Origin of the sequence: Bacteroides sp. AM41-16 (assembly GCF_003603495.1) — a bacterium.
GTDB lineage: Bacteria > Bacteroidota > Bacteroidia > Bacteroidales > Bacteroidaceae > Bacteroides > Bacteroides uniformis.
In genome coordinates this window covers 39,613-62,501 of sequence record NZ_QTNE01000015.1, presented here as the reverse complement: position 1 = coordinate 62,501, position 22,889 = coordinate 39,613, and the positions used below count along the sequence as shown (strand labels likewise).

General features: G+C 47.4%; 17 protein-coding genes. 13 read left to right on the top strand and 4 right to left on the bottom strand.

From position 1 onward, the window contains the following. Nucleotides 1-9: 9 nt before the first annotated feature. Both DW896_RS13665 and aroC read right to left on the bottom strand, forming a co-directional pair. On the bottom strand, nucleotides 10-1,365 hold the full coding sequence (locus DW896_RS13665; protein WP_009037953.1) for a dipeptidase: 1,356 nt from the start codon (nucleotides 1,363-1,365) through the stop codon (nucleotides 10-12). Nucleotides 1,366-1,374: 9 nt separating this feature from the next. Beyond that, nucleotides 1,375-2,451 carry a chorismate synthase gene (gene aroC / locus DW896_RS13660; RefSeq protein ID WP_008664052.1) on the bottom strand — a complete coding sequence of 359 codons (1,077 nt, stop codon included), beginning with the start codon at nucleotides 2,449-2,451 and terminating at the stop codon, nucleotides 1,375-1,377. A gap of 374 nt (nucleotides 2,452-2,825) precedes the next feature. Here aroC and DW896_RS13655 point away from each other — a divergent pair, with 374 nt between their 5' ends. Further along, the gene (locus tag DW896_RS13655; protein ID WP_083790055.1) at nucleotides 2,826-4,178 is read left to right on the top strand and encodes a DUF4925 domain-containing protein; all 1,353 of its coding nucleotides are present in this window, start codon (nucleotides 2,826-2,828) and stop codon (nucleotides 4,176-4,178) included. Between the two features lie 121 nt (nucleotides 4,179-4,299). Continuing rightward, on the top strand, nucleotides 4,300-5,580 hold the full coding sequence (locus DW896_RS13650; RefSeq protein WP_009037955.1) for a serine dehydratase subunit alpha family protein: 1,281 nt from the start codon (nucleotides 4,300-4,302) through the stop codon (nucleotides 5,578-5,580). 107 nt (nucleotides 5,581-5,687) lie between these two features. On the opposite strand, the gene DW896_RS13645 is transcribed toward DW896_RS13650, so the two are convergent. Further along, nucleotides 5,688-6,260, bottom strand: coding sequence for a peptidylprolyl isomerase (locus DW896_RS13645; protein WP_005833142.1), 573 nt, complete (start codon nucleotides 6,258-6,260; stop codon nucleotides 5,688-5,690). 489 nt (nucleotides 6,261-6,749) lie between these two features. On the opposite strand from DW896_RS13645, the gene ilvD reads away from it, so the two are divergent. From ilvD to ilvC, 5 genes are all read left to right on the top strand, one after another. Further along, nucleotides 6,750-8,552, top strand: coding sequence for a dihydroxy-acid dehydratase (gene ilvD / locus DW896_RS13640; RefSeq protein WP_034529514.1), 1,803 nt, complete (start codon nucleotides 6,750-6,752; stop codon nucleotides 8,550-8,552). Between the two features lie 91 nt (nucleotides 8,553-8,643). Beyond that, on the top strand, nucleotides 8,644-10,395 hold the full coding sequence (ilvB, locus tag DW896_RS13635; RefSeq protein WP_009037958.1) for a biosynthetic-type acetolactate synthase large subunit: 1,752 nt from the start codon (nucleotides 8,644-8,646) through the stop codon (nucleotides 10,393-10,395). A gap of 32 nt (nucleotides 10,396-10,427) precedes the next feature. Beyond that, nucleotides 10,428-10,979 (top strand): acetolactate synthase small subunit, encoded by a 552-nt coding sequence (gene ilvN / locus DW896_RS13630; RefSeq protein WP_034529517.1) that lies wholly within the window; start codon nucleotides 10,428-10,430, stop codon nucleotides 10,977-10,979. A gap of 8 nt (nucleotides 10,980-10,987) precedes the next feature. Continuing rightward, on the top strand, nucleotides 10,988-11,737 hold the full coding sequence (locus tag DW896_RS13625; protein WP_009037960.1) for an acyl-[acyl-carrier-protein] thioesterase: 750 nt from the start codon (nucleotides 10,988-10,990) through the stop codon (nucleotides 11,735-11,737). A 50-nt stretch (nucleotides 11,738-11,787) separates the two neighbouring features. Then, complete coding sequence (gene ilvC, locus DW896_RS13620) at nucleotides 11,788-12,831, top strand: ketol-acid reductoisomerase (RefSeq protein WP_005833131.1); 1,044 nt, start codon at nucleotides 11,788-11,790, stop codon at nucleotides 12,829-12,831. A 61-nt stretch (nucleotides 12,832-12,892) separates the two neighbouring features. Here ilvC and DW896_RS13615 read toward each other — a convergent pair whose 3' ends face one another. Continuing rightward, nucleotides 12,893-14,788 (bottom strand): AAA domain-containing protein, encoded by a 1,896-nt coding sequence (locus tag DW896_RS13615; RefSeq protein WP_034529520.1) that lies wholly within the window; start codon nucleotides 14,786-14,788, stop codon nucleotides 12,893-12,895. A gap of 132 nt (nucleotides 14,789-14,920) precedes the next feature. Between DW896_RS13615 and DW896_RS13610 the strand changes: the two genes are divergently transcribed. From DW896_RS13610 to DW896_RS13585, 6 genes are all read left to right on the top strand, one after another. Continuing rightward, nucleotides 14,921-17,164, top strand: a complete 2,244-nt coding sequence (locus DW896_RS13610) for an aconitate hydratase (RefSeq protein ID WP_008664041.1) — start codon at nucleotides 14,921-14,923, stop codon at nucleotides 17,162-17,164. A 3-nt stretch (nucleotides 17,165-17,167) separates the two neighbouring features. Continuing rightward, nucleotides 17,168-18,328: an NADP-dependent isocitrate dehydrogenase gene (gene icd, locus DW896_RS13605; protein ID WP_005827150.1), complete on the top strand. Its 1,161-nt coding sequence runs from the start codon at nucleotides 17,168-17,170 to the stop codon at nucleotides 18,326-18,328. 12 nt (nucleotides 18,329-18,340) lie between these two features. Continuing rightward, nucleotides 18,341-19,684, top strand: a complete 1,344-nt coding sequence (locus DW896_RS13600; protein ID WP_009037962.1) for a citrate/2-methylcitrate synthase — start codon at nucleotides 18,341-18,343, stop codon at nucleotides 19,682-19,684. Nucleotides 19,685-19,930: 246 nt separating this feature from the next. Further along, a complete protein-coding gene (locus tag DW896_RS13595) occupies nucleotides 19,931-20,701 on the top strand; it encodes a DUF1295 domain-containing protein (RefSeq protein ID WP_005827144.1) in 771 nt (256 codons plus the stop codon). A 72-nt stretch (nucleotides 20,702-20,773) separates the two neighbouring features. Beyond that, on the top strand, nucleotides 20,774-21,997 hold the full coding sequence (locus DW896_RS13590; protein ID WP_008664036.1) for an NADH:flavin oxidoreductase: 1,224 nt from the start codon (nucleotides 20,774-20,776) through the stop codon (nucleotides 21,995-21,997). Between the two features lie 36 nt (nucleotides 21,998-22,033). Then, nucleotides 22,034-22,873 carry an SDR family oxidoreductase gene (locus tag DW896_RS13585; RefSeq protein ID WP_005827139.1) on the top strand — a complete coding sequence of 280 codons (840 nt, stop codon included), beginning with the start codon at nucleotides 22,034-22,036 and terminating at the stop codon, nucleotides 22,871-22,873. The last annotated feature ends 16 nt before the right edge of the window (nucleotides 22,874-22,889 follow it).

Here is a 22,889-nt window from a genome sequence, read left to right as displayed (position 1 = left end):
TTTCTTGTTTTATTTATAATTGAGGTAGAATTCGACAACAGCTTCTATTCCTTTACGGAAGATGTCCAACGGTATATTCTCATTAGGTGAGTGGATGGCGTTGGATTCGAGCCCGAAGCCCATCAGAATGGTTTTGATGCCCAGTACTTGCTCGAAAGTGGAGATGATGGGGATACTTCCACCCCGACGCACTGCCAGCGGTTTCTTTCCAAAAGCTTTTTCAAAACCTTTTTCGGCGGCTTGGTAGGCGGGTAGGGTGATGGGACATACATATCCTTGGCCTCCATGCATCGGAGTGACTTTTACCTGTACTGAATCCGGCGCTATGTCCAGAATGTAGTCGGCAAAGAGCCGGGATATCTTGTGGTGGTCCTGGTGGGGAACCAACCGGCAGGATACCTTGGCGTATGCCTTGGATGGGAGCACGGTCTTGGACCCTTCACCCGTATATCCGCCCCAGATGCCGCATACGTCGAAAGACGGACGGCAACTATTACGTTCCAGCGTACTGTAACCTTTCTCTCCGAAAAGTGCTTTTACATGGATAGCCTTTTTGTATTTCTCTTCGTCGAAAGGAATGCGGGCTATCATGTCGCGCTCGGCTTGGGGAACTTCTTCCACATCGTCATAGAAGCCCGGTACGGTGATACGTCCCTCTGCGTCCGTCACTTGGCTGATTATCTGGCAAAGCACATTGATGGGGTTGGCAACAGCACCGCCGAAGTGACCGCTGTGCAGGTCGCGGTTGGGGCCGGTCACTTCTATTTCCCAATAGGCCAGTCCGCGCAGTCCGGTGGTCAGTGAAGGCAGGTCTGCACCAAGCATGCTGGTGTCCGAAACCAGAATGACGTCTGCTTTCAGCAACTCTTTGTGCTCCTGGCAGAAGCTTTCTAAGCTGGGCGAACCGATTTCTTCTTCTCCTTCGAAGATGAATTTTACGTTGGTTTGCAGCAGTTCGTTGCGTACGAGGTATTCAAACGCTTTCACTTGTATGAAAGATTGCCCTTTGTCATCATCAGCACCGCGTGCCCAGATATGTCCGTCGCGTATTTCCGGTTCAAAGGGGTCGCTTTTCCAAAGTTCGAGAGGTTCGGCTGGCATCACGTCGTAGTGGGCATATACCAATACGGTCTTGGCGTCCGGGTCTACGATTTTTTGTCCAAAAACAATCGGGTTACCTTTGGAGGGCATTACGAGGGCTTCATCCGCTCCGGCTTCGAGCAGCAACTGTGCCCAGCGTTCGGCGCAGGCAAGCATATCGTCGTGATGCTCGGGTTTGGCACTGATGCTTGGAATGCGAATGAGGCTGAACAAGTCTTCCAGCATTTTAGGCTCGTTCTCGGTGATGTATTTCTTTATTTCCATGGGTGAATATTATAGTTGTGTTGTTCTGTCAATCAGGTAATAATCCAACAATGTCATTGCTGTCATTGCTTCCACGATGGGTACTGCGCGTGGCAATACACACGGGTCATGGCGTCCTCGGGCTTTCAGGGTGGTGTCTACACCGTCAATGTTCACGGTGTGTTGCTCCATCAGTACGGTTGCCACGGGTTTGAAGGCTACACGGAAATAGATGTCTTGCCCGTTACTGATTCCACCTTGTATACCGCCCGAATGATTGGTGCGGGTCTCGATACGTCCGTTATTGTTGTAGAACACATCATTCTGCTCCGAGCCTTTCTGCTTTAATCCCTTGAAACCGTCTCCATACTCAAATGCTTTTGCTGCATTGATGCTGAGCATGGCTGCTCCAAGTGCTGCATGGAGCTTACCGAATACGGGTTGTCCCAGTCCGATGGGGCATCCTTTGACGACACAAGTCACCACTCCTCCGATGGTATCTCCTTCTCCCTTTATCTTGAAGATGAGTTCTTCCATTTCTTTTGCCTTCGCCGGGTCGGGGCAGCGGACCGGATTGGTCTCTATCAGGTCGAGGTCGTATGCGGTATAATTTTCTTCAAGGCGGATAGGACCTACTTGTGAAGTGTACGCCGTGATGTGTATACCCAGCTGCTTCAGCGCCAATTTGGCCAGGGCACCCGCTACTACACGCGAGATTGTTTCACGGGCTGATGAACGTCCGCCTCCGCGGTGGTCGCGGATGCCATATTTCACTTTATAAGTATAGTCGGCATGTGACGGTCGGTAGACTTCTTTCAGATTATTGTAATCGTCAGAATGTTGGTTTTGGTTCCATACAATGAATCCTATGGGGCAGCCTGTGGATTTTCCTTCGAAGATGCCGGAGAGGAACTCCACTTTATCACCTTCTTTCCGGGCGGTAGTGATACGTGACTGTCCGGGGCGGCGTCGGTCGAGCTCTGCCTGGACGAAATCCATATCAATGACTATTCCTGCAGGGAATCCGTCTATCACTCCTCCCACGCCCTTACCGTGCGATTCCCCAAAACTGGTAAGACGGAGAATATTTCCAAATGAGTTGAACATATCAAATGCTTTAAAGGTTTATATATGAGGTTAATGTGCCAATACGCTTTATAAGAAATGCTTTTGACTTTATAAAGATAACAACTTTTTTTCATAAAACGTTTAAGGAAATAAGATAAAAAGTCTTTTCCGCATAAAGTTGCCTGCCTTTGCCAGAGTTTGGCCAATGGCTTGTTCTTTATAAAAATGGCTTACTCTTTATGAAATCTGCATCCGAATTTCACTCGTAATGATGAAAAAAGGAACATTTATTTTTTAGAAAAGACCTTGTACTGTAACCTTAAAAAGTGTTACTTTGCACCTTCGATTTAAAATGGGAAATTAATAGCTCCCTTGGGAAGCTTTTTATTAACTAAACAAGTACTCAAAAAAGTATGAAAAAGAATTTATTTTATTTATTTGCATTGATCTGTTCAATGAGTTTATTCACGGCTTGTAGTGATGATGATGATGAAAATTGGAAGAAAGTGCCTAGTCAGATTATTACAGCTGAAAATCTGGAACTGGAAACTAATATTCCGACAAGTTCTGATGCTAGTGTGAAATTAGCGATGACCGATGCGCAGAATGGTATTTTGACGTTGAATAAAGTGGTTAGAGGTGCAGATGAAATAGAAATTAATGTGACTGTTGTTGAACAGACAGACGGTACTTTTAAGTTTCAAGGCGAGAAAAGTGTAACGCCTGCTACTAAGGCGGCTTGGGTGCTGCTTAGCTCTACGAATGTGAAAGTTTCGGGTACTATCACATTAGAAGGGAAAGCTACAGTTACGGTTTCTACGGAGTTTGTAGGAGATATCGTGAAGAAATATCAGTTGTGTGATGCTGTTTATTATGCTGATTCTAAAGATAGAACCAATATTTATGCTCCGGGAAGATTGACTTGGGTATCGCCTTATGGAGAAGGTGGTAATGCAGGGATTGCAGCGGATAATATCTCGACAGTAGGGACGAATGTCCTATCTGCGGCTATGATACAGCTTTTGAAAGATGTAGAGTTCAAAGCTGATGGTTCTATTGTAGCCAGCTATGCAGAAGAAATAAACATTACTATGGATCAGATGATTATGGCCGGTATGGGGCAGCTCCCTTCAACGGACGGCATTGTTTGGAAAACTTCTCCCACAAATCTGGCTTATTGGTATGTGAAGGGTGAGCATATCTATGTTGTGCTGAATATTCCTGCCATTGTAACCGAAGCATTGAAAGATGCTGAGGATTCTCAAATGACTCCGGAAGCTGTTTTGCAGATTATAGAAATGGTGAAGAGCATGAGTGGAGCTGACATCAAGAATTTGTTGGGTCAGTTGTTGGCTGGACTTGAAGATGATAATATGCTGAAAAAGTTAGATATTTCTAAAATTTCTGATAGTGATATTGAAAAGCTGATTAGCTATGTAATCGATGGTTTCCCCTTGAACTATAGAACCACCCAATTGGAGATAAAGAACGAGGAAGAGCTCGTAAGAACGGTAAATGATCTCTCTATCTATTTGGATAAGGATTTATTTGATATTTTTATGCCTGCTCTCTATCCGATGTTACCTGATGTAGATGCGTTGTTAAAGAACACGAACATTGAATTCTGGGGACAGAGTATACCTTTGTGGAATATGATTCAGATGCTGACTGCCTTGAACTCAATGACTGAAATAGAAGGAATTTGGAATGTTACTACCAGATTCAATTTAGGTATAAGTCTTGGTGACAATTCTTATAAAAAATAAGAAAAGATTTTTCTTTATCTATAAAGAGGGTTCTGTGCTTGGAATCCTCTTTTTTATTTTTTTGTTCGTTTTATTATAGAATAAAATACATTATCTTTGCCTGCATCAAATTTGAATAAATATGACTGAAACGGAAAGACTGCAAATCATTGCCCTTGTCAAGAACGAGGTCGTCCCTGCCATTGGTTGTACAGAACCTATAGCAGTAGCATTGTGTGTAGCAAAGGCTGTGGAAGTGTTGAATAAGCGTCCCGAAAAGATAACCGTATTGCTGAGTGCCAATATTCTGAAGAATGCAATGGGAGTGGGTATTCCTGGTACGGGGATGATTGGATTACCGATTGCTGTGGCGCTTGGCGCTTTAATAGGCAAGTCGGTATATCAATTGGAGGTTTTGAAAGACAGTACCCCTGATGCAGTGGAGGCAGGAAAGCGTTTCATAGAAGAAAAGCGTATCCATATATCCTTAAAAGACGATATAGAAGAGAAACTTTATATAGAAGTCTGCTGTGAAGCCGATACGGACAAGGCAACCGCCATTATTGCTGGTGGACATACTTGCTTTACTTATATAACGCACAACGGGGATATCCTGCTGGACAAACAAACCGCTTCTTGCATCGAAGAGGAGGAGGATGTATTGGACTTGACTTTACGCAAAGTGTATGACTTCGCCATGACAACCCCATTAGACGACATTCGTTTTATTCTTGATACGGCACGACTGAACAAGACTGCCGCCGAACGTTCCTTCGAAGGTGAATATGGTCATGGACTGGGTAAAATCCTACGTGGCACTTACGAACACCGGATTATGGGCGACAGTGTCTTCTCTCATATCCTTTCTTACACTTCGGGAGCATGTGATGCCCGTATGGCCGGTGCCATGATTCCGGTGATGAGCAATTCCGGCAGTGGCAATCAAGGGATATCCGCTACCCTTCCCGTACTGGTCTATGCCGAAGAAAATGGAAAATCGGAAGAAGAATTGATTCGTGCCTTGATGTTGAGCCATTTAACAGTAATCTATATCAAGCAGAGTTTGGGACGCTTATCTGCCTTATGCGGTTGTGTGGTTGCTGCTACGGGTTCCAGTTGCGGTATAACTTGGCTAATGGGAGGAACTTATGAACAGGTGGCATATGCTGTGCAGAACATGATTGCCAATCTTACCGGAATGATTTGTGATGGTGCCAAACCCAGTTGTGCATTGAAAGTAACTACCGGAGTTTCAACCGCAGTGCTTTCAGCCATCATGGCCATGGAAAACCGTTGTGTGACTTCCGTAGAAGGTATTATTGATGAGGATGTGGATCAGAGTATCCGTAATCTGACAAAAATCGGTTCTAAAGGAATGAATGAAACGGATAAATTGGTATTGGAGATAATGACAAGTAAATAATATAGAATTTGAAAATTAAAGAATTAAAAATTAAAGAATTACCATGCGGCATGCTTAATACTGTGTAGTCTGATTCTTTAATTTTTAATTCTTTAATTTTTAATTCTTTAGTGGCAGCATCCGCCTCCACATTCATGGTCGCCGCATCCGTCGCCACAGTCACCACAACCGCAGCTGCCGCAACCGCCACCCATCATACGGGCAACTTCAGCAAGCTCTTCGTTCGTAGCCGGACGGCTTTCCACCACTTCTCCGGTAAAGTTCAAATCACAACCTGCGAGTGGATGATTCATGTCCATTACAACTACGTCTTCCTTTACTTCTACTACACTTCCATTGATGCGTTGACCTTCAGAAGTCATCAAGGGGATGACGGCGCCTTCCACTACACGGTCGCTGTCGAATTCTCCTTCTATCATGAAGATTTCTTTGGGGAGGTCAATAACATGGTCGTCGTCATATTCACCATAAGCTTCTGATGCCGGAATGGTAAAGTCGAATTTATCGCCTATCTGCAAGTCTTTTATCTGGGCTTCAAAGGGTTCGAGTGTCATTCCCAGACCTGAGATAAACTGAAAAGGATGCTCTACGGGTGCTTCTTCTTCGAAATCTTTTTCTCCGTTTTCGATTGAGTACAGCTTATATGCTACGGTGATGTACTTGTTTTCTACTGTTTCCATTAATTTTCTATCTTTATTTAATTAGTAAATACTTTTTTTTGAGTATTTGAAGAGACAAAGATACGAATTATTTGTTTCGGGATGTAGAGAGCCTTTGGTAATTTTCAGATTATTAAATGGTTTCAATGATTGGCAATACATTTACATTGGCTGTCTGAATGGTTCTATTTAGAACTGTTAAGTGATAAAATAGGATTTTAGGGCGATATTTTCTTACGATTATTCATATTTATCTTATTTTTTTCTTCAATTTGTTTGGAGATTATAAAAAAGCCCTTACCTTTGCAGCACGTTTGAAACAAAAAAGAAGAATTAAGTTATGAATTTACATACATCTATTAACCTGGCAGTCCTGCATATTATTCGCGTCGTGGTGGTGGCATCAAGAGCGTGAGAAAGGTTATGTATGTATTCGTACGTTAGAAGATAATTTATTAAGCCTTTCTCACTATAGTGGGAGAGGCTTTTTCATTAAAAGGAGATTTGAAAATGAAGCATCAGTTACGCAGCTCGTTCAGCACACAAGGTCGCCGCATGGCGGGAGCCCGTGCATTGTGGACGGCGAATGGTATGAAGAAGGAACAGATGGGTAAGCCCATTATCGCTATAGTCAATTCATTTACACAATTCGTCCCCGGGCATGTACATCTGCACGAAATAGGCCAGTTTGTAAAGGAAGAGATTGAAAAACTGGGGTGTTTTGCTGCGGAGTTCAATACGATTGCCATTGACGACGGTATCGCTATGGGACACGACGGTATGCTTTATTCCCTGCCTTCAAGAGATATCATTGCCGATAGTGTGGAGTATATGGTAAATGCCCATAAGGCGGATGCTATGGTTTGCATCAGTAACTGTGACAAGATTACTCCGGGGATGCTGATGGCGGCTATGAGACTGAATATACCGACTGTGTTTGTTTCAGGCGGTCCGATGGAAGCCGGGGAATGGAACGGACAGCATTTGGATTTGATTGATGCCATGATTAAATCTGCTGATGAAAGTGTGGGCGATAAAGAGGTGGCACAGATTGAGCAACATGCCTGCCCCACTTGCGGATGCTGCTCAGGCATGTTTACCGCTAATTCCATGAATTGCCTGAATGAAGCGATTGGATTGGCACTGCCCGGTAACGGCACGATTGTAGCCACTCACGAAAATCGCAAGAAACTATTTGAGGATGCAGCCAAGTTGATTGTAGAGAATGCCTTTAGATATTATGAAGAAGGGGATGAGAGCGTACTCCCGCGAAGTATTGCTACCCGCGAGGCATTTTTGAATGCCATGACGCTGGATATTGCGATGGGCGGTTCCACTAATACGGTACTTCATTTGTTGGCTGTGGCTCACGAAGCCGGAGCGGATTTTAAGATGGACGACATTGACATGCTCTCCCGCAAGACCCCCTGCTTATGCAAGGTGGCTCCCAATACCCAAAAGTATCATGTACAAGACGTTAACCGTGCCGGTGGCATCATTGCCATCATGGATGAGCTTGCCAAGGGCGGATTGGTCGATACGAATGTCCGCCGTGTGGATGGAATGACGTTGGCAGAGGCAATCGACCGGTATAGTATTACCAGCTCTAATGTATGTAAAGAGGCAATCAAGAAATACTCCAGTGCGGCAGCCGGAAAGTTCAATCTGGTACTTGGTTCACAAAATGCGTCTTATAAGGAACTCGACACGGACCGTGCGACCGGTTGTATCCGTGATTTGGAACATGCATACAGCAAGGATGGCGGTCTGGCAGTTTTGAAGGGAAATATAGCTCAGGACGGTTGCGTTGTCAAGACTGCCGGTGTAGACGAGAGTATCTGGAAATTTACGGGGCCGGCGAAAGTCTTCGACTCACAAGATGCGGCTTGTGACGGTATTCTGGCTGGAAAGGTGGTCAGTGGAGACGTCGTCGTCATCACTCACGAAGGGCCGAAAGGTGGACCGGGTATGCAAGAGATGCTTTATCCTACTTCTTATATCAAATCCCGCCATCTGGGTAAGGAGTGTGCATTGATTACCGACGGGCGTTTCAGTGGTGGTACTTCCGGACTAAGTATCGGACATGTTTCTCCCGAAGCGGCTGCCGGTGGTAATATCGGCAAGATTAAGGATGGGGACATTATCGAAATTGATATACCGAACCGTTCTATCAATGTGAAGTTGACGGATGAAGAGCTTGCAGCACGCCCTATGACTCCGGTAACCCGCAACCGTGAAGTCTCCAAAGCATTGAAAGCATATGCCAGTATGGTGAGTTCCGCTGACAAAGGGGCTGTGAGGCTGATTGATTAAAAGCCCCCCTTTCCGAAAGCGAGGGGAGGAAAGAATGAAACAAATTTTTCAAGCTACTATTGAGCTTTTAAATATAATGAATAGATAAAGTATGGCTGATAATAATAAAAAGAGTAACTTTTCCTCCCTCTCCCAAGGAGAGGGTCGGGGTGAGGCTCTAATAACAGGCGCAGAAGCATTGATGCGCTCTCTGGAGCATCAGGGAGTAAAGACCATTTTCGGTTATCCGGGAGGGAGCATCATGCCGGTATTCGATGCCTTATACGACCACCGGAAGGAATTGAACCACATCTTGGTTCGCCATGAACAAGGAGCAACCCATGCGGCACAAGGCTTTGCACGTGTATCAGGCGAGGTTGGCGTTTGTCTGGTTACCAGTGGACCGGGTGCTACCAATACTATCACGGGCATTGCAGATGCCATGATTGACAGTACGCCTATCGTTGTCATTGCCGGCCAGGTAGGGACGAACTTTCTGGGTACGGATGCATTTCAAGAAGTGGACTTGGTAGGCATTACTCAGCCTATCACGAAATGGAGTTACCAGATTCGTCGTGCAGAAGATGTGGCCTGGGCAGTGGCACGTGCTTTCTATGTGGCAAAGAGCGGACGTCCGGGACCGGTCGTGCTGGATTTTGCTAAAAACGCCCAAGTGGAGAAAACAGAATATGCGCCTACTAAGGTGGACTATGTCCGTAGCTATCTTCCCGTTCCCGAAATGGAGCCGGAGGCCATACGGAAGGCTGCTGAATTAATAAATGGTGCGGAACGGCCTTTGGTGCTGGTAGGACAAGGCGTGGAGCTGGGAGAAGCCCAGCAAGAGCTTCGTGCTTTCATTGAGAAAGCCGGAATGCCTGCCGGATGCACTTTATTGGGACTTTCCGCATTACCTACGAACCATCCGTTGAACAAAGGAATGCTTGGTATGCACGGTAACCTGGGGCCCAATATCAATACCAATAAATGTGATGTCCTTATCGCCGTAGGCATGCGCTTTGATGACCGTGTGACGGGTAAATTGGAAACATATGCCAAGCAGGCGAAGATTATCCACTTTGATATTGACCCTGCCGAAATAGATAAGAATGTAAAGACCGATGTTGCTGTCCTGGGAGATTGCAAAGAGACACTGGCTGCCGTTACCCAATTGCTGGAACCCGCCAACCATCAGGAATGGATTGACAGTTTCCGGCAATACGAGGAAGTGGAAGAGGAAAAGGTAATCCGTCCGGAATTACATCCGGCAGGAAAAGCGCTAAGCATGGGTGAGGTGGTGCGTGCTGTGAGTGAGGCTACCCATAACGAGGCGATATTGGTGACTGATGTCGGCCAGAATCAGATGATGTCCGCCCGTTATTTCAAATACAGCAAGGAACGTAGCATTGTTACTTCCGGTGGCCTGGGTACTATGGGCTTCGGCCTTCCGGCAGCTATCGGTGCCACTTTTGGACGTCCGGACCGCACGGTATGCGTATTCATGGGAGACGGCGGCTTGCAGATGAACCTGCAGGAACTGGGTACCATCATGGAGCAAAAAGCTCCGGTGAAGATGATTCTGTTGAACAATAACTTCCTGGGCAATGTTCGTCAATGGCAGGCGATGTTCTTCAATCGTCGTTATTCGTTTACTCCGATGATGAATCCGGATTATATGAAGATTGCTTCGGCATATGATATTCCTGCACGCAGGGTAATGACCCGCGAGGAGCTGGCAAAAGCGATTGACGAGATGATAGCGACTGACGGACCATTCCTGCTCGAAGCTTGTGTGGAGGAAGAAGGAAATGTAATGCCGATGACACCTCCGGGCGGTTCGGTCAATCAGATGTTGTTGGAATGCTGAAGTCATGCGAAATTAAAGAATTTACTCTATCTATGGATAAAAAACTATATACAATCATTGTTCATTCGGAAAACTTTGCCGGTTTGCTGAATCAGGTGACGGCTGTGTTTACCCGCCGGCAGATAAACATCGAGAGTTTGAATGTATCGGCCTCCTCCATCAAGGGGGTACATAAATATACCATTACCGCTTGGACGGACAAGGATACCATTGAAAAGGTGACCAAGCAGATTACCAAGAAAATAGATGTGCTGCAAGCCCATTATTTCACGGATGATGAAATCTATCAGCACGAGATTGCCCTCTATAAAATAACGACTCCTACGCTGGAAGAAAAACCGGAGGTGTCTAAAGTAATCCGTAAGTACAATGCCCGTATTGTGGAGGTGAATGCTGTATTTGCCATTGTTGAGAAGAATGGCATGAGTGAGGAAATCACCAATCTTTATGAGGAGTTGCGCCAGTTGGATTGCGTACTTCAGTTCGTCCGTTCGGGTCGCGTAGCCATTACGACCAGCTGCTTTGAGCGTGTCAATGAATATCTGGCGGACCGTGAAGCAAAATATCGTCAAAGTAAACACTAGGAATCATGATGAGCGAGAACAATAAGATAGGTACCTACAAGTTTGTTGCCGAACCGTTTCATGTCGACTTTACCGGACGGCTGACAATGGGAGTATTGGGCAACCATTTGTTGAATTGTGCGGGTTTCCATGCCAGCGACCGCGGTTTTGGCATCGCGACTCTAAACGAGGACAATTATACTTGGGTATTGTCCCGTCTGGCTGTCGAACTGGATGAAATGCCTTATCAGTACGAAGATTTCTCCATTCAGACTTGGGTGGAGAATGTCTATCGCCTTTTTACAGACCGTAATTTCGCTATCATCGATAAGGAGGGCAAGAAGATTGGGTATGCACGTTCCGTTTGGGCGATGATTAGCATGAATACCCGTAAGCCGGCAGATTTGCTGGCTCTTCATAGTGGCAGCATTGTAGATTATGTTTGCGATGAGCCTTGCCCGATAGAAAAACCTTCGCGGATAAAGGTGGCCTCAAAGGAACCGGTTGCTGCTTTGGTAGCCAAATACAGTGATATTGACATTAACGGGCATGTGAACAGCATCCGTTACATCGAGCATATCCTTGATTTGTTCCCGATAGAGATGTATAAGGAGAAGCGCATCCGTCGTTTTGAAATGGCATATGTAGTCGAAAGCTATTATGGGGATGAGTTGACTTTGTTCATGGATGATGCCGGTGAGGGCGTTTACGATGTGGAGGTGAAAAAGAATGGCAGCGAAGTGGTCTGTCGCTCTAAAGTGATATTTACAGAGAAATAAATAAATTTATCAACGTTGGCGTAAGCCACAAATAAAAATTAAAACAAAAAATGGCACAATTGAATTTTGGCGGTGTTATTGAGAATGTAATGACCCGCGAAGAATTTCCTTTGGAAAAAGCACGTGAGATTTTGAAAGATGAAACAATTGCAGTAATCGGTTATGGCGTACAAGGCCCGGGCCAGGCTTGCAACTTGCGTGATAACGGTTTCAATGTGATTGTAGGACAACGTCCGGGTAAGACATACGAAAAGGCGGTGGCTGACGGATGGGTACCGGGTGAGACTTTGTTCGGCATCGAAGAGGCTTGCCAGAAAGGTACTATCGTCATGTGTCTGTTGTCTGACGCAGCTGTAATGTCTGTATGGCCGACTATCAAACCTTATTTGACTCCCGGAAAGGCTCTTTACTTCTCTCATGGTTTTGCTATTACCTGGAACGACCGTACCGGCGTGGTTCCTCCTAAAGATATTGATGTTATTATGGTTGCTCCCAAAGGTTCCGGTACTTCACTTCGTACCATGTTCCTCGAAGGGCGTGGCTTGAACTCATCATATGCCGTCTATCAGGATGCTACGGGTAAGGCTTTTGACAAGACGATTGCACTGGGTATCGGTATTGGTTCGGGATATTTGTTCGAGACAACTTTCATCCGCGAAGCCACTTCCGACTTGACCGGTGAACGCGGTTCATTGATGGGTGCTATCCAGGGATTGCTGTTGGCTCAGTATGAAGTATTGCGCGAAAACGGCCATACTCCTTCTGAAGCATTCAATGAAACAGTGGAAGAGTTGACTCAATCTTTGATGCCATTGTTTGCCAAGAACGGTATGGACTGGATGTATGCCAACTGTTCTACTACGGCACAGCGTGGTGCGCTGGATTGGATGACCCCGTTTCATGATGCCATCAAGCCGGTTGTACAGAAATTGTATGCAAGTGTGAAGTCGGGCAACGAAGCTCAGATTTCTATCGACAGTAACTCCAAACCCGATTATCGTGAGAAGCTGAATGCAGAATTGAAAGCCTTGCGTGAAAGCGAAATGTGGCAGACAGCTGTTACAGTTCGTAAACTTCGTCCGGAAAACAATTAATCAGCTTTATATAAATAGGTGAAATACCCTCTTCGGTGTTACCGGAGGGGGTATTTCTTTATTATTGATTCCCTATATTTTGAATAAACTCCAGTAGCTTCCGGTAAAAACCGTGATGTTTCAGCGTATCTGCCTCTCCCATTATCACCAGCTTCATACGTGCCCGGGTGATGGCTACATTCATTCTCCTTAAATCATTCAGGAATCCTATCTGCCCTTCTTCGTTGGCACGGACAAGGCTGATGAAGATAACATCGCGCTCTTGCCCTTGGAAGCCATCCACCGTATTTACAGTGAACAAGCTGCGATAAGGCTTGAGTGAAGCGTCTGCCTTTATCTTGTTGCGGAGATATTGCACTTGTGCCTTGTAAGGGGAGATGATGCCGAAGTCTATTTTTTCTTCCAGAATGCGGTTGCCACTGATACGGTTGATGTAGATTTTCAGTTCTGATAGGAGCAGGTCCGCTTCCGCCTTATTAATGCGCCCGAAAGTCTCTCCCACAAATTCTTCTTTGAAATCCATTTCGGAGGTGTCAATCCAGTGGATGGGGGTATCCCAGTCCAGGATGCCCCGGTAACGCACTTCGGGAGCGGCTTCCAACTCGCCATTATAAAACCATTGGGAAGGAAATTTCATGATTTCCTCGTGCATGCGGTATTGCACTTTCAGCAAAGAGACAACGGCAGGTTTGTTGGACACCACTTTCTCCATCAATGTTCGTTCCAGACCTCCACGGGCGGCTTCGTAGCATTTTATGGTGGGTGGAAGTTGGCAGTGGTCACCCGCCAATACCACGCGGTCTGCTTTTCGGATAGCTATCCAGCAGGCAGCCTCTAAGGCCTGGGCTGCTTCATCAATGAAAAGGGTGCCGAAACGGCGTCCGTTCAGCAGCCGGTGATTGCTGCTTACCAGCGTGGAGGCTATGACATGTGCCCCATCAAAAAGCTCTGAATTGATTTGTATTTCCAATGCGGTGGCGCGGTCGCGCAGGCGGCTCATACGGCTGCGTACTCCTTCGCGTTCGTCATAGCTGCCACGGCGGGCACGGCTGCCCAGTTCACGGAGATTTTTCCGGATGCTCCACAGTTCCGGATAAAGCGGATGGTTCTCGAAACGACGCTCGTAGGTAAAGGAAAGCATCTTGTCGTTGACACGGGTCGGATTGCCGATACGCAGGACATTGACGCCACGGTCCACAAGTTTTTCCGAAATCCAGTCGACGGCGGTATTGCTTTGGGCACATACCAGTACCTGCGGTTCCCGATGCAGGGTTTCGTAGATGGCTTCCACTAAGGTGGTCGTTTTTCCGGTTCCCGGAGGACCATGTACAATGGCCACGTCGCGGGCACACAGCACTTTGTTTACAGCTGTCTCCTGCGTGGAGTTCAGCCAGGGAAACCGTACGGGGTAGAGCTCTCGGAAACCGGCTTTCGAGGTTCCCAGCAATATGTCCCGCAATTCGGCCAGGCGGTTGCCTTTGGAGCGTAACGTATCTTCCAAGGCTTCGAACATGGTCCGATAGGATGTTTCGTCGAAATAAAGTTGCACGCCGAGGTTGTCCGTTTCCTGCACTTCCATAACGGCACCGGCTCCGGGCATTATCGCTACCATCCGTGTCTCGTCGGCATAGCTTACGGTAGCGGTGAAGTTCATATAGGTTATTTTTCCATCGGCAGACTGGCGGAAAAAACATACGGGACGGCCGAACTCAAAATTATGTTCTATATCGGTATTTTCTGTGTGTGTAATTTCTATTACTAATTGATTCAGTGAATTATAGTAACTTCGTCCCGGAGTGGCAGGATACCAGCAAAGTCCCCGTTTCACTTTCCGGGCAATCCCCATGTTTTCGGTTTGGCGTTTGAATTCCTCTTTTTCGTATTCGTATTCCATGCGCAGCAAAAGTTGTTGCTGCTGGAGGTGAATAATAGGACTATTTGAATCTTGTTCCTTCATGGTTGCAAAGGTAATCATTCTTCACTTCCGACGGAAAAAATGCTTTATTTTGTTAAACTATTCAGCCTTTTTATTTGTTTATGATATTAATTTGTAATCTTTACAATAATGAAAAACTAAAAAATAGTGGTTATGGTATATGATTTAACGATGCTCAAAACGTTTTATGCCGCTTATTCGGAGAAGATAGAACGCGTACGGAATGTACTACAGCGTCCGATGACTTTAGCGGAGAAAATTTTGTATGCTCATTTGTATGATGGGGATAAAGTGAAGAACTACAGACGGGGAGAAGACTATGTGAATTTCCGTCCCGACCGTGTGGCCATGCAGGATGCAACGGCCCAAATGGCCTTATTGCAATTTATGAATGCAGGCCGTGAGCAGGTTGCCGTGCCTTCCACTGTGCACTGTGACCATTTGATTCAAGCATATAAAGGTGCAAAAGAAGATATCGCGACTGCTACGAAGACCAACGAGGAGGTCTATAATTTTCTCCGTGATGTTTCTTCCCGCTATGGCATAGGTTTTTGGCAGCCGGGAGCAGGCATTATTCACCAGGTGGTATTGGAGAACTACGCATTTCCGGGTGGAATGATGGTAGGCACGGACTCTCATACGCCCAATGCCGGAGGTTTGGGCATGGTGGCCATTGGTGTGGGTGGTGCCGATGCGGTGGATGTGATGACTGGCATGGAATGGGAATTGAAAATGCCGCGTCTGATAGGCGTACACTTGAAGGGTAAATTGAGTGGCTGGGTAGCTCCCAAAGATGTTATTCTGAAGTTGGCGGGTATTCTTACTGTAAAAGGGGGAACCAATGCCATCATTGAATATTTTGGACCGGGAACCGCTTCATTGTCTGCCACTGGAAAGGCTACCATCTGCAATATGGGGGCAGAGGTGGGGGCGACTACCTCCCTTTTCCCTTACGATGAGCGCATGGGTACTTATTTGAAGGCTACCGGACGTGAAGAAGTGGCAAAAATGGCTGCTTCCGTAGCTGCCGACCTTCGCGCCGACGACGAAGTGCTGGCAAATCCGGAAAAATATTACGACCGCATCATTGAAATAGACCTCTCGCTGTTGGAACCGTATATCAATGGGCCCTTTACGCCGGATGCAGCAACACCGATATCGAAATTTGCCGAGGTAGTGATAACCAATAACTATCCCCGCCGGATGGAAGTCGGCCTGATAGGGTCGTGTACCAATTCGTCCTATCAGGATTTGAGCCGCGCAGCCTCCCTTGCCCGGCAGGTAAAGGAAAAGAATTTGAAGGTTGCTTCTCCGCTGATTGTCAACCCCGGTTCGGAGCAGATACGTGCCACTGCTGAACGCGACGGCATGATTGCCGCTTTCGAAGATATTGGCGCAACGATAATGGCGAATGCCTGCGGACCTTGTATTGGCCAGTGGAAGCGCCATACTGATGACCCTGAACGAAAAAATTCCATCGTCACCTCTTTTAACCGTAATTTTGCCAAACGTGCCGATGGAAATCCCAACACTTTTGCTTACGTCGCTTCCCCGGAGATAACGATGGCGCTGACCATTGCCGGTGACCTTTGTTTCGACCCGTTGAGGGATACGCTGGTCAATGCCAAAGGAGAGGTTGTGAAACTGTCCGAACCGGTCGGTGAAGAACTGCCGGCACACGGGTTTATAGGAGGAAAGGAAGGATACATTGCTCCAGGCAAAGGACAGACGGAAATTACGGTCAATCCTCATTCACAGCGCTTGCAACTGCTGACTCCCTTCCCTGCCTGGGATGGCATGGACTTGCTGAATATGCCCTTATTGATTAAAGTGCAAGGGAAATGTACCACCGACCACATCTCTATGGCGGGGCCATGGCTCCGTTTCCGGGGACATTTGGAGAATATTTCGGACAATATGCTGATGGGGGCTGTCAATGCTTTCAATGGAGAGACGAACAAGGTTTGGAACCGCTCCACCAATACCTATGGAACAGTGTCAGGCACTGCGAAGCTGTATAAGGCCGAAGGTATCCCTTCCATTGTCGTTGCCGAAGAGAATTATGGTGAAGGGTCCAGCCGTGAGCATGCTGCCATGGAACCACGCTTCTTGAATGTACGCGTCATTTTGGCGAAAAGCTTTGCCCGTATCCATGAGACGAATTTAAAGAAACAAGGCATGTTGGCACTGACCTTTACGGATAAGGCCGATTATGACAAGATTCGGGAACGCGACCTGATTTCTGTCATGGGGTTGAAAGATTTTGCTTCGGGACGTACGTTGAAGGTGGTTCTTCATCACGAGGACGGGAGTAAAGAAAGTTTTGAAGTACAACATACGTATAACGAACAGCAGATAGCCTGGTTCCGGGCCGGTTCTGCACTTAATGCAAGATAGAATATGGAAAAAATTACTGTACCTTTTATTTCCGGCGATGGAGTGGGAGCAGAAGTGACCCCATCCATGCAGGCTGTCGTGAATGCCGCTGTCAGGAAATCCTATGGTGACCGGCGTGGCATTGAATGGAAAGAAGTGCTGGCAGGAGAACGTGCTTTCCACGAAACCGGCTCCTGGCTGCCGGATGAAACGATGGAAGCCTTCCGCACTTATAAGGTGGGCATCAAAGGTCCTTTGACAACACCTGTCGGCGGAGGTATCCGTTCGTTGAACGTGGCATTGCGTCAGACGCTTGATTTGTATGTCTGCCAACGTCCGGTACGTTGGTATAAGGGTATTGTTTCTCCACTCAAAGAGCCGCAGAAGGTGGATATGTGCGTATTCCGTGAGAATACCGAGGATATTTATGCAGGCATCGAATGGGAAGCCGGAACTCCGGAGGCTGAAAAGTTCTATCGTTTTCTCCATGATGACATGGGGGTGACAAAAGTCCGTTTTCCCGAAACCTCCTCGTTTGGCGTGAAGCCCGTTTCAAGAGAAGGAACAGAGCGCTTGGTGCGTGCCGCCTGCCAATACGCGCTTGAGCATCATCTGCCTTCCGTGACCTTGGTACACAAAGGAAACATCATGAAATTTACGGAAGGCGGTTTCAAGAAGTGGGGGTACGAGCTGGCAGAATGTGAGTTTGGTAAAGAGCTGGCAGAAGGGCGTCTGGTCATCAAGGACTGCATTGCCGATGCATTCTTGCAGAACACGTTGCTTATCCCCGAAGAATATTCCGTGATTGCCACGTTGAATCTGAACGGTGATTATGTGTCCGACCAACTGGCTGCCATGGTAGGCGGCATCGGCATTGCACCGGGTGCGAATATCAACTATAAAACGGGGCATGCCATTTTTGAGGCTACTCACGGGACGGCTCCGAACATTGCCGGGAAAGACATTGTGAATCCCTGTTCCATCATCCTTTCCGCTGTGATGATGCTTGAATATCTGGGTTGGAAGGAAGCAGCCTCTCTTATAGAGAACGCCTTGGAGGAAAGTTTCACAGAAGCCCGTGCTACTGCCGACTTGGCACGTTTTATGCCGGGTGGCGTCTCGCTGTCCACTTCGACTTTCACCCGGGAGATTGTAAGGAGAATAGAAAATGGGAATAACGAATAAAACGAAACGATTATGAAGAAGGAGTATCTGATTTACAAGCTTTCCGAAGATTTGAAGGAAGCTACCCGGATTGAGAATGAACTGTTCAGGAAGTTTGATGTGAAGCGCGGTTTGCGTAATGAGGACGGCACGGGAGTCTTGGTGGGGTTGACCAAAATAGGCAATGTGGTCGGCTATGAACGCATCCCCGGTGGAGGGCTGAAGCCTATTCCCGGCAAATTGTTCTACCGCGGTTATGATGTGGATGACTTGGCACACGCCATCATCAAAGAGAAGCGTTTCGGTTTTGAGGAAATTGCCTACTTGTTGCTTTCCGGTCGCCTGCCCGACAAGGAAGAACTCTCTTCTTTCCGTGAACTCATCAACGACAACATGCCGCTGGAGCAGAAGACCAAGATGAATATCATTGAACTCGAAGGAAACAACATTATGAACATCCTGGCGCGCAGCGTGCTCGAGATGTATCGTTTTGACCCTGATGCAGATGACACTTCCCGCGATAATCTGATGCGGCAGAGCATTGAGCTTATTTCGAAATTCCCGACCATCATTGCGTATGCCTATAACATGCTTCGCCATGCCACCCATGGCCGTTCACTGCATATCCGCCATCCGCAGGAAAACCTTTCCATTGCCGAGAATTTCCTCTATATGCTGAAGAAGGACTACACGGAGCTGGATGCCCGCACGCTCGACCTGCTGCTGGTTCTTCAGGCCGAGCACGGTGGTGGTAACAACTCCACTTTTACCGTACGTGTCACTTCTTCTACCGGGACGGATACTTACTCTTCGATAGCGGCAGGTATCGGTTCCTTGAAAGGGCCGCTTCATGGAGGTGCCAATATCCAGGTTGCCGATATGTTCCACCATCTGCAGGAAAACATTCAGGACTGGACGAATGTGGATGAGATTGATACTTACTTCACCCGCATGCTCAACAAGGAAGCCTATAACAAGACCGGCTTGATATATGGTATCGGACATGCCGTCTATACCATTTCCGACCCGCGCGCCATTCTGCTGAAAGAGCTTGCCCGCGACCTTGCCCGCGAAAAAGGGAAAGAACGCGAGTTCGCTTTCCTTGAACTGCTCGAGGAGCGCGCCATTGATGTGTTTGGCCGTGTGAAGAATAATGGCAAGACGGTTTCGAGTAATGTGGATTTCTATTCGGGCTTTGTCTACGAGATGATTGGGCTGCCGCAGGAAATCTTCACGCCTTTGTTTGCCATGGCACGTATTGTCGGTTGGTGTGCACATCGCAATGAAGAATTGAATTTCGAAGGCAAGCGTATTATCCGTCCTGCCTATAAGAATGTTTTGGATGAGGTGGCTTATGTGCCCATTAAGAAACGGTAAGGATTAGACTTGTATCTTTTAAATCGTTCCATCACGGGGAAAAAATCGTTCCACCATGGTGGAACGGTTTTTTCTCCATGGTGGAATGAAATTTACTCCATGATGGAACGATTAGATTTTCGTATCTCTACTGCTTAATCTTCTCAGTAAAAAACACTGGTTTTTGCATGAAAAAACAATTATCCGGGGAAAACGATTTGTTTGTTGTGAGTTTTCTTTATCTTTGCTTCGCATAAATAAAGAACTATGAATCAGGAAACTTTTCAGATATTTCTGTGGGTAATGAGTGCTGTGGCATTGGTTGTCTTTATTGCACTCTATTTTGTCAAAGCGGGTTATGGCATGTTCCGTACTGCCTCGTGGGGAATCTCCATCAATAATAAACTGGCGTGGGTGCTTATGGAAGCGCCGGTATTCATCGTCATGTTTGGGTTGTGGGGGAAGAGTGGAGCGGGATTTGCCGTGCCGGTATATTTCTTCTTCCTGCTGTTTCAGTTGCACTATCTTCAGCGGGCCTTTATTTTTCCGTTCCTGCTGAAAGGTAAAAGCCGGATGCCGGTAGCTATTATGGCGATGGGTATCGTCTTCAACCTTTTGAACGGGATGATGCAGGCGGGCGGTTTGTTCTATTTCGCTCCCGAAGGCTTGTATGCCGATGGCTGGGCCTATTTGCTGAAACCTCATGCCTTGTTGGGAATCATTCTGTTTTTTGCAGGTATGTTCGTCAATTTGCATTCCGACTATGTGATACGTCATCTGCGCAGGCCAGGTGATACGAAGCATTATCTTCCCGGAAAAGGGCTTTACCGATACGTCACTTCTGCCAATTACTTCGGTGAACTGGTGGAATGGACGGGGTTTGCCATACTCACAGCTTCTCCCGCCGCCTGGGTGTTCGTCTGGTGGACGTTTGCCAACCTTGTTCCCCGTGCCGATGCCATTCACCGCCGTTATCGGGAGGAGTTTGGTGATGAGGCGGTAGGAAAGCGCAAACGCATCATTCCATTTCTTTATTAATGGAAAATGGAGAGTTGAAAATGGAAAATGAATAATTCATAACTTATAACTCATAACTCATAACTCATAACGATGGAATCCAAGTTATTCACCCCCGTCACTTTCGGACCGTTGACCTTGCGTAACCGTACCATCCGTTCGGCTGCTTTCGAGAGCATGTGTCCCGGAAACGCTCCGTCGGACATGTTGCTCGACTATCATCGGTCGGTAGCGGCGGGAGGTATAGGTATGACTACTGTTGCCTATGCGGCAGTTACTCAGAGCGGTTTGTCTTTTGACCGCCAGTTGTGGATGCGTCCTGAGATTATCCCCGGACTCCGTAGGCTGACTGATGCCATACATGCGGAGGGGGCTGCGGCAGGCATCCAGTTGGGACACTGTGGCAATATGTCCCATAAGAGCATTTGCGGTTGTATGCCCGTCGGCGCATCTTCCGGTTTCAATCTTTACTCTCCTACCTTTGTGCGCGGACTGCGTGCCGATGAGCTGCCGGAGATGGCGCGTGCTTATGGACGTTCGGTGAATCTGGCACGGGAGGCCGGATTTGATTCTGTAGAGATTCATGCAGGGCATGGCTATCTCATCAGCCAGTTCTTGTCCCCGTCCACCAACCATCGGAAAGACGAGTTCGGAGGCTCGTTGCAGAACCGTATGCGTTTTATGGATATGGTGATGGAAGAAGTGATGAAGGCTGCCGGCAGTGATATGGCTGTGCTGGTGAAGATGAACATGCGCGACGGTTTCCGTGGAGGGATGGAGCTGGACGAGACGATGCAGGTGGCCCGGAGGCTGGAGCAGTCGGGAGCACATGCGCTGGTCTTGAGCGGTGGGTTCGTCAGTAAGGCGCCGATGTATGTCATGCGGGGCGAAATGCCTATCCGCAGCATGACGCATTACATGACCTGCTGGTGGTTGAAATACGGTGTACGCATGGTAGGCAAATGGATGATACCGAGCGTACCGTTTAAGGAAGCTTATTTCCTGGAAGATGCCTTGAAATTCCGTGCCGCCTTGAAGATACCGTTGGTTTATGTGGGTGGCCTGGTTTCCAGGGACAAGATAGATGAGGTGCTGGATGACGGCTTCGAGGCTGTGCAAATGGCACGCGCTCTGCTCAATGAGCCGGGGTTTGTCAACCGCATGCGTGCCGAAGAGAATGCACGTTGCAACTGCCGGCATAGTAATTATTGCATTGCCCGGATGTATTCCATCGAGATGGCATGCCATCAGCATTTGAAGGAGGAGCTTCCACCTTGTCTGAAAAGGGAGATAGAGAAAATCGAAGCGAAAGGCTGATTTTTAGTTTTTAATTTTCAATTTTTAATTATTAAAGTGAATTTAGCTGTTATAACCGGGGCAGACGGTGGCATGGGCATGGAAATTACCCGCGCAGTGGCAACTGCCGGCTATCAGGTCATCATGGCATGCCGTGACCCCCAAGCTGCCGAACCCAAGCGGCAACTGCTGATGCGTGAAACCGGTAATCCGCGTATTGAGACTGCTCCCATTGATTTGGCATCTCTGGCTTCAGTGGCCGCATTTGCAGAGCATCTGTTGAAGCGGGGAGAGCCGTTGGCGTTGCTGATGAACAATGCCGGAACCATGGAAACGGAACGCCGCATTACCGAAGACGGACTGGAACGGACGGTGAGTGTCAATTATGTAGGGCCTTACCTGCTGACCCGCAAGCTGCTGCCATTGATGGGAGAGGGGAGCCGTATTGTGAATATGGTATCTTGTACGTATGCCATCGGTCATCTTGACTTTCCGGATTTTTTCCTCCGGGGAAGGAAGGGTGGCTTTTGGCGCATTCCTATATATAGCAACACGAAGCTGGCATTGACTCTGTTCACCATCGACTTGGCCAGTCGCGTCAAACACAAAGGTATTGTTGTGAATGCGGCTGACCCGGGGATTGTGTCTACCAATATCATCACCATGCATATGTGGTTTGACCCGCTGACAGATATACTTTTCAGGCCTTTTATCCGTACTCCCCGTAAGGGAGCTGCAACGGCTGTCGGCTTATTGCTGGATGAGGATGCCGGTAAACGTACGGGGACATTGAATGCCAGTTGCCGTCCCAAGTCTCTTTCGGAGAAGTACACCCGGCATGTACAGATGGAAGAACTGTGGGAGAGGACGGAAAGTATAGTGAAAAAATGGTTGTAAAAAACAGAGAAGGCGC

Coding starts and splice junctions, on each gene's coding strand:
- DW896_RS13665 (WP_009037953.1), bottom strand. CDS start 1,365: ATGGAAATAAAGAAATACATCACCGAGAACGAGCCTAAAATGCTGGAA.
- aroC (WP_008664052.1), bottom strand. CDS start 2,451: ATGTTCAACTCATTTGGAAATATTCTCCGTCTTACCAGTTTTGGGGAA.
- DW896_RS13655 (WP_083790055.1), top strand. CDS start 2,826: ATGAAAAAGAATTTATTTTATTTATTTGCATTGATCTGTTCAATGAGT.
- DW896_RS13650 (WP_009037955.1), top strand. CDS start 4,300: ATGACTGAAACGGAAAGACTGCAAATCATTGCCCTTGTCAAGAACGAG.
- DW896_RS13645 (WP_005833142.1), bottom strand. CDS start 6,260: ATGGAAACAGTAGAAAACAAGTACATCACCGTAGCATATAAGCTGTAC.
- ilvD (WP_034529514.1), top strand. CDS start 6,750: ATGAAGCATCAGTTACGCAGCTCGTTCAGCACACAAGGTCGCCGCATG.
- ilvB (WP_009037958.1), top strand. CDS start 8,644: ATGGCTGATAATAATAAAAAGAGTAACTTTTCCTCCCTCTCCCAAGGA.
- ilvN (WP_034529517.1), top strand. CDS start 10,428: ATGGATAAAAAACTATATACAATCATTGTTCATTCGGAAAACTTTGCC.
- DW896_RS13625 (WP_009037960.1), top strand. CDS start 10,988: ATGAGCGAGAACAATAAGATAGGTACCTACAAGTTTGTTGCCGAACCG.
- ilvC (WP_005833131.1), top strand. CDS start 11,788: ATGGCACAATTGAATTTTGGCGGTGTTATTGAGAATGTAATGACCCGC.
- DW896_RS13615 (WP_034529520.1), bottom strand. CDS start 14,788: ATGAAGGAACAAGATTCAAATAGTCCTATTATTCACCTCCAGCAGCAA.
- DW896_RS13610 (WP_008664041.1), top strand. CDS start 14,921: ATGGTATATGATTTAACGATGCTCAAAACGTTTTATGCCGCTTATTCG.
- icd (WP_005827150.1), top strand. CDS start 17,168: ATGGAAAAAATTACTGTACCTTTTATTTCCGGCGATGGAGTGGGAGCA.
- DW896_RS13600 (WP_009037962.1), top strand. CDS start 18,341: ATGAAGAAGGAGTATCTGATTTACAAGCTTTCCGAAGATTTGAAGGAA.
- DW896_RS13595 (WP_005827144.1), top strand. CDS start 19,931: ATGAATCAGGAAACTTTTCAGATATTTCTGTGGGTAATGAGTGCTGTG.
- DW896_RS13590 (WP_008664036.1), top strand. CDS start 20,774: ATGGAATCCAAGTTATTCACCCCCGTCACTTTCGGACCGTTGACCTTG.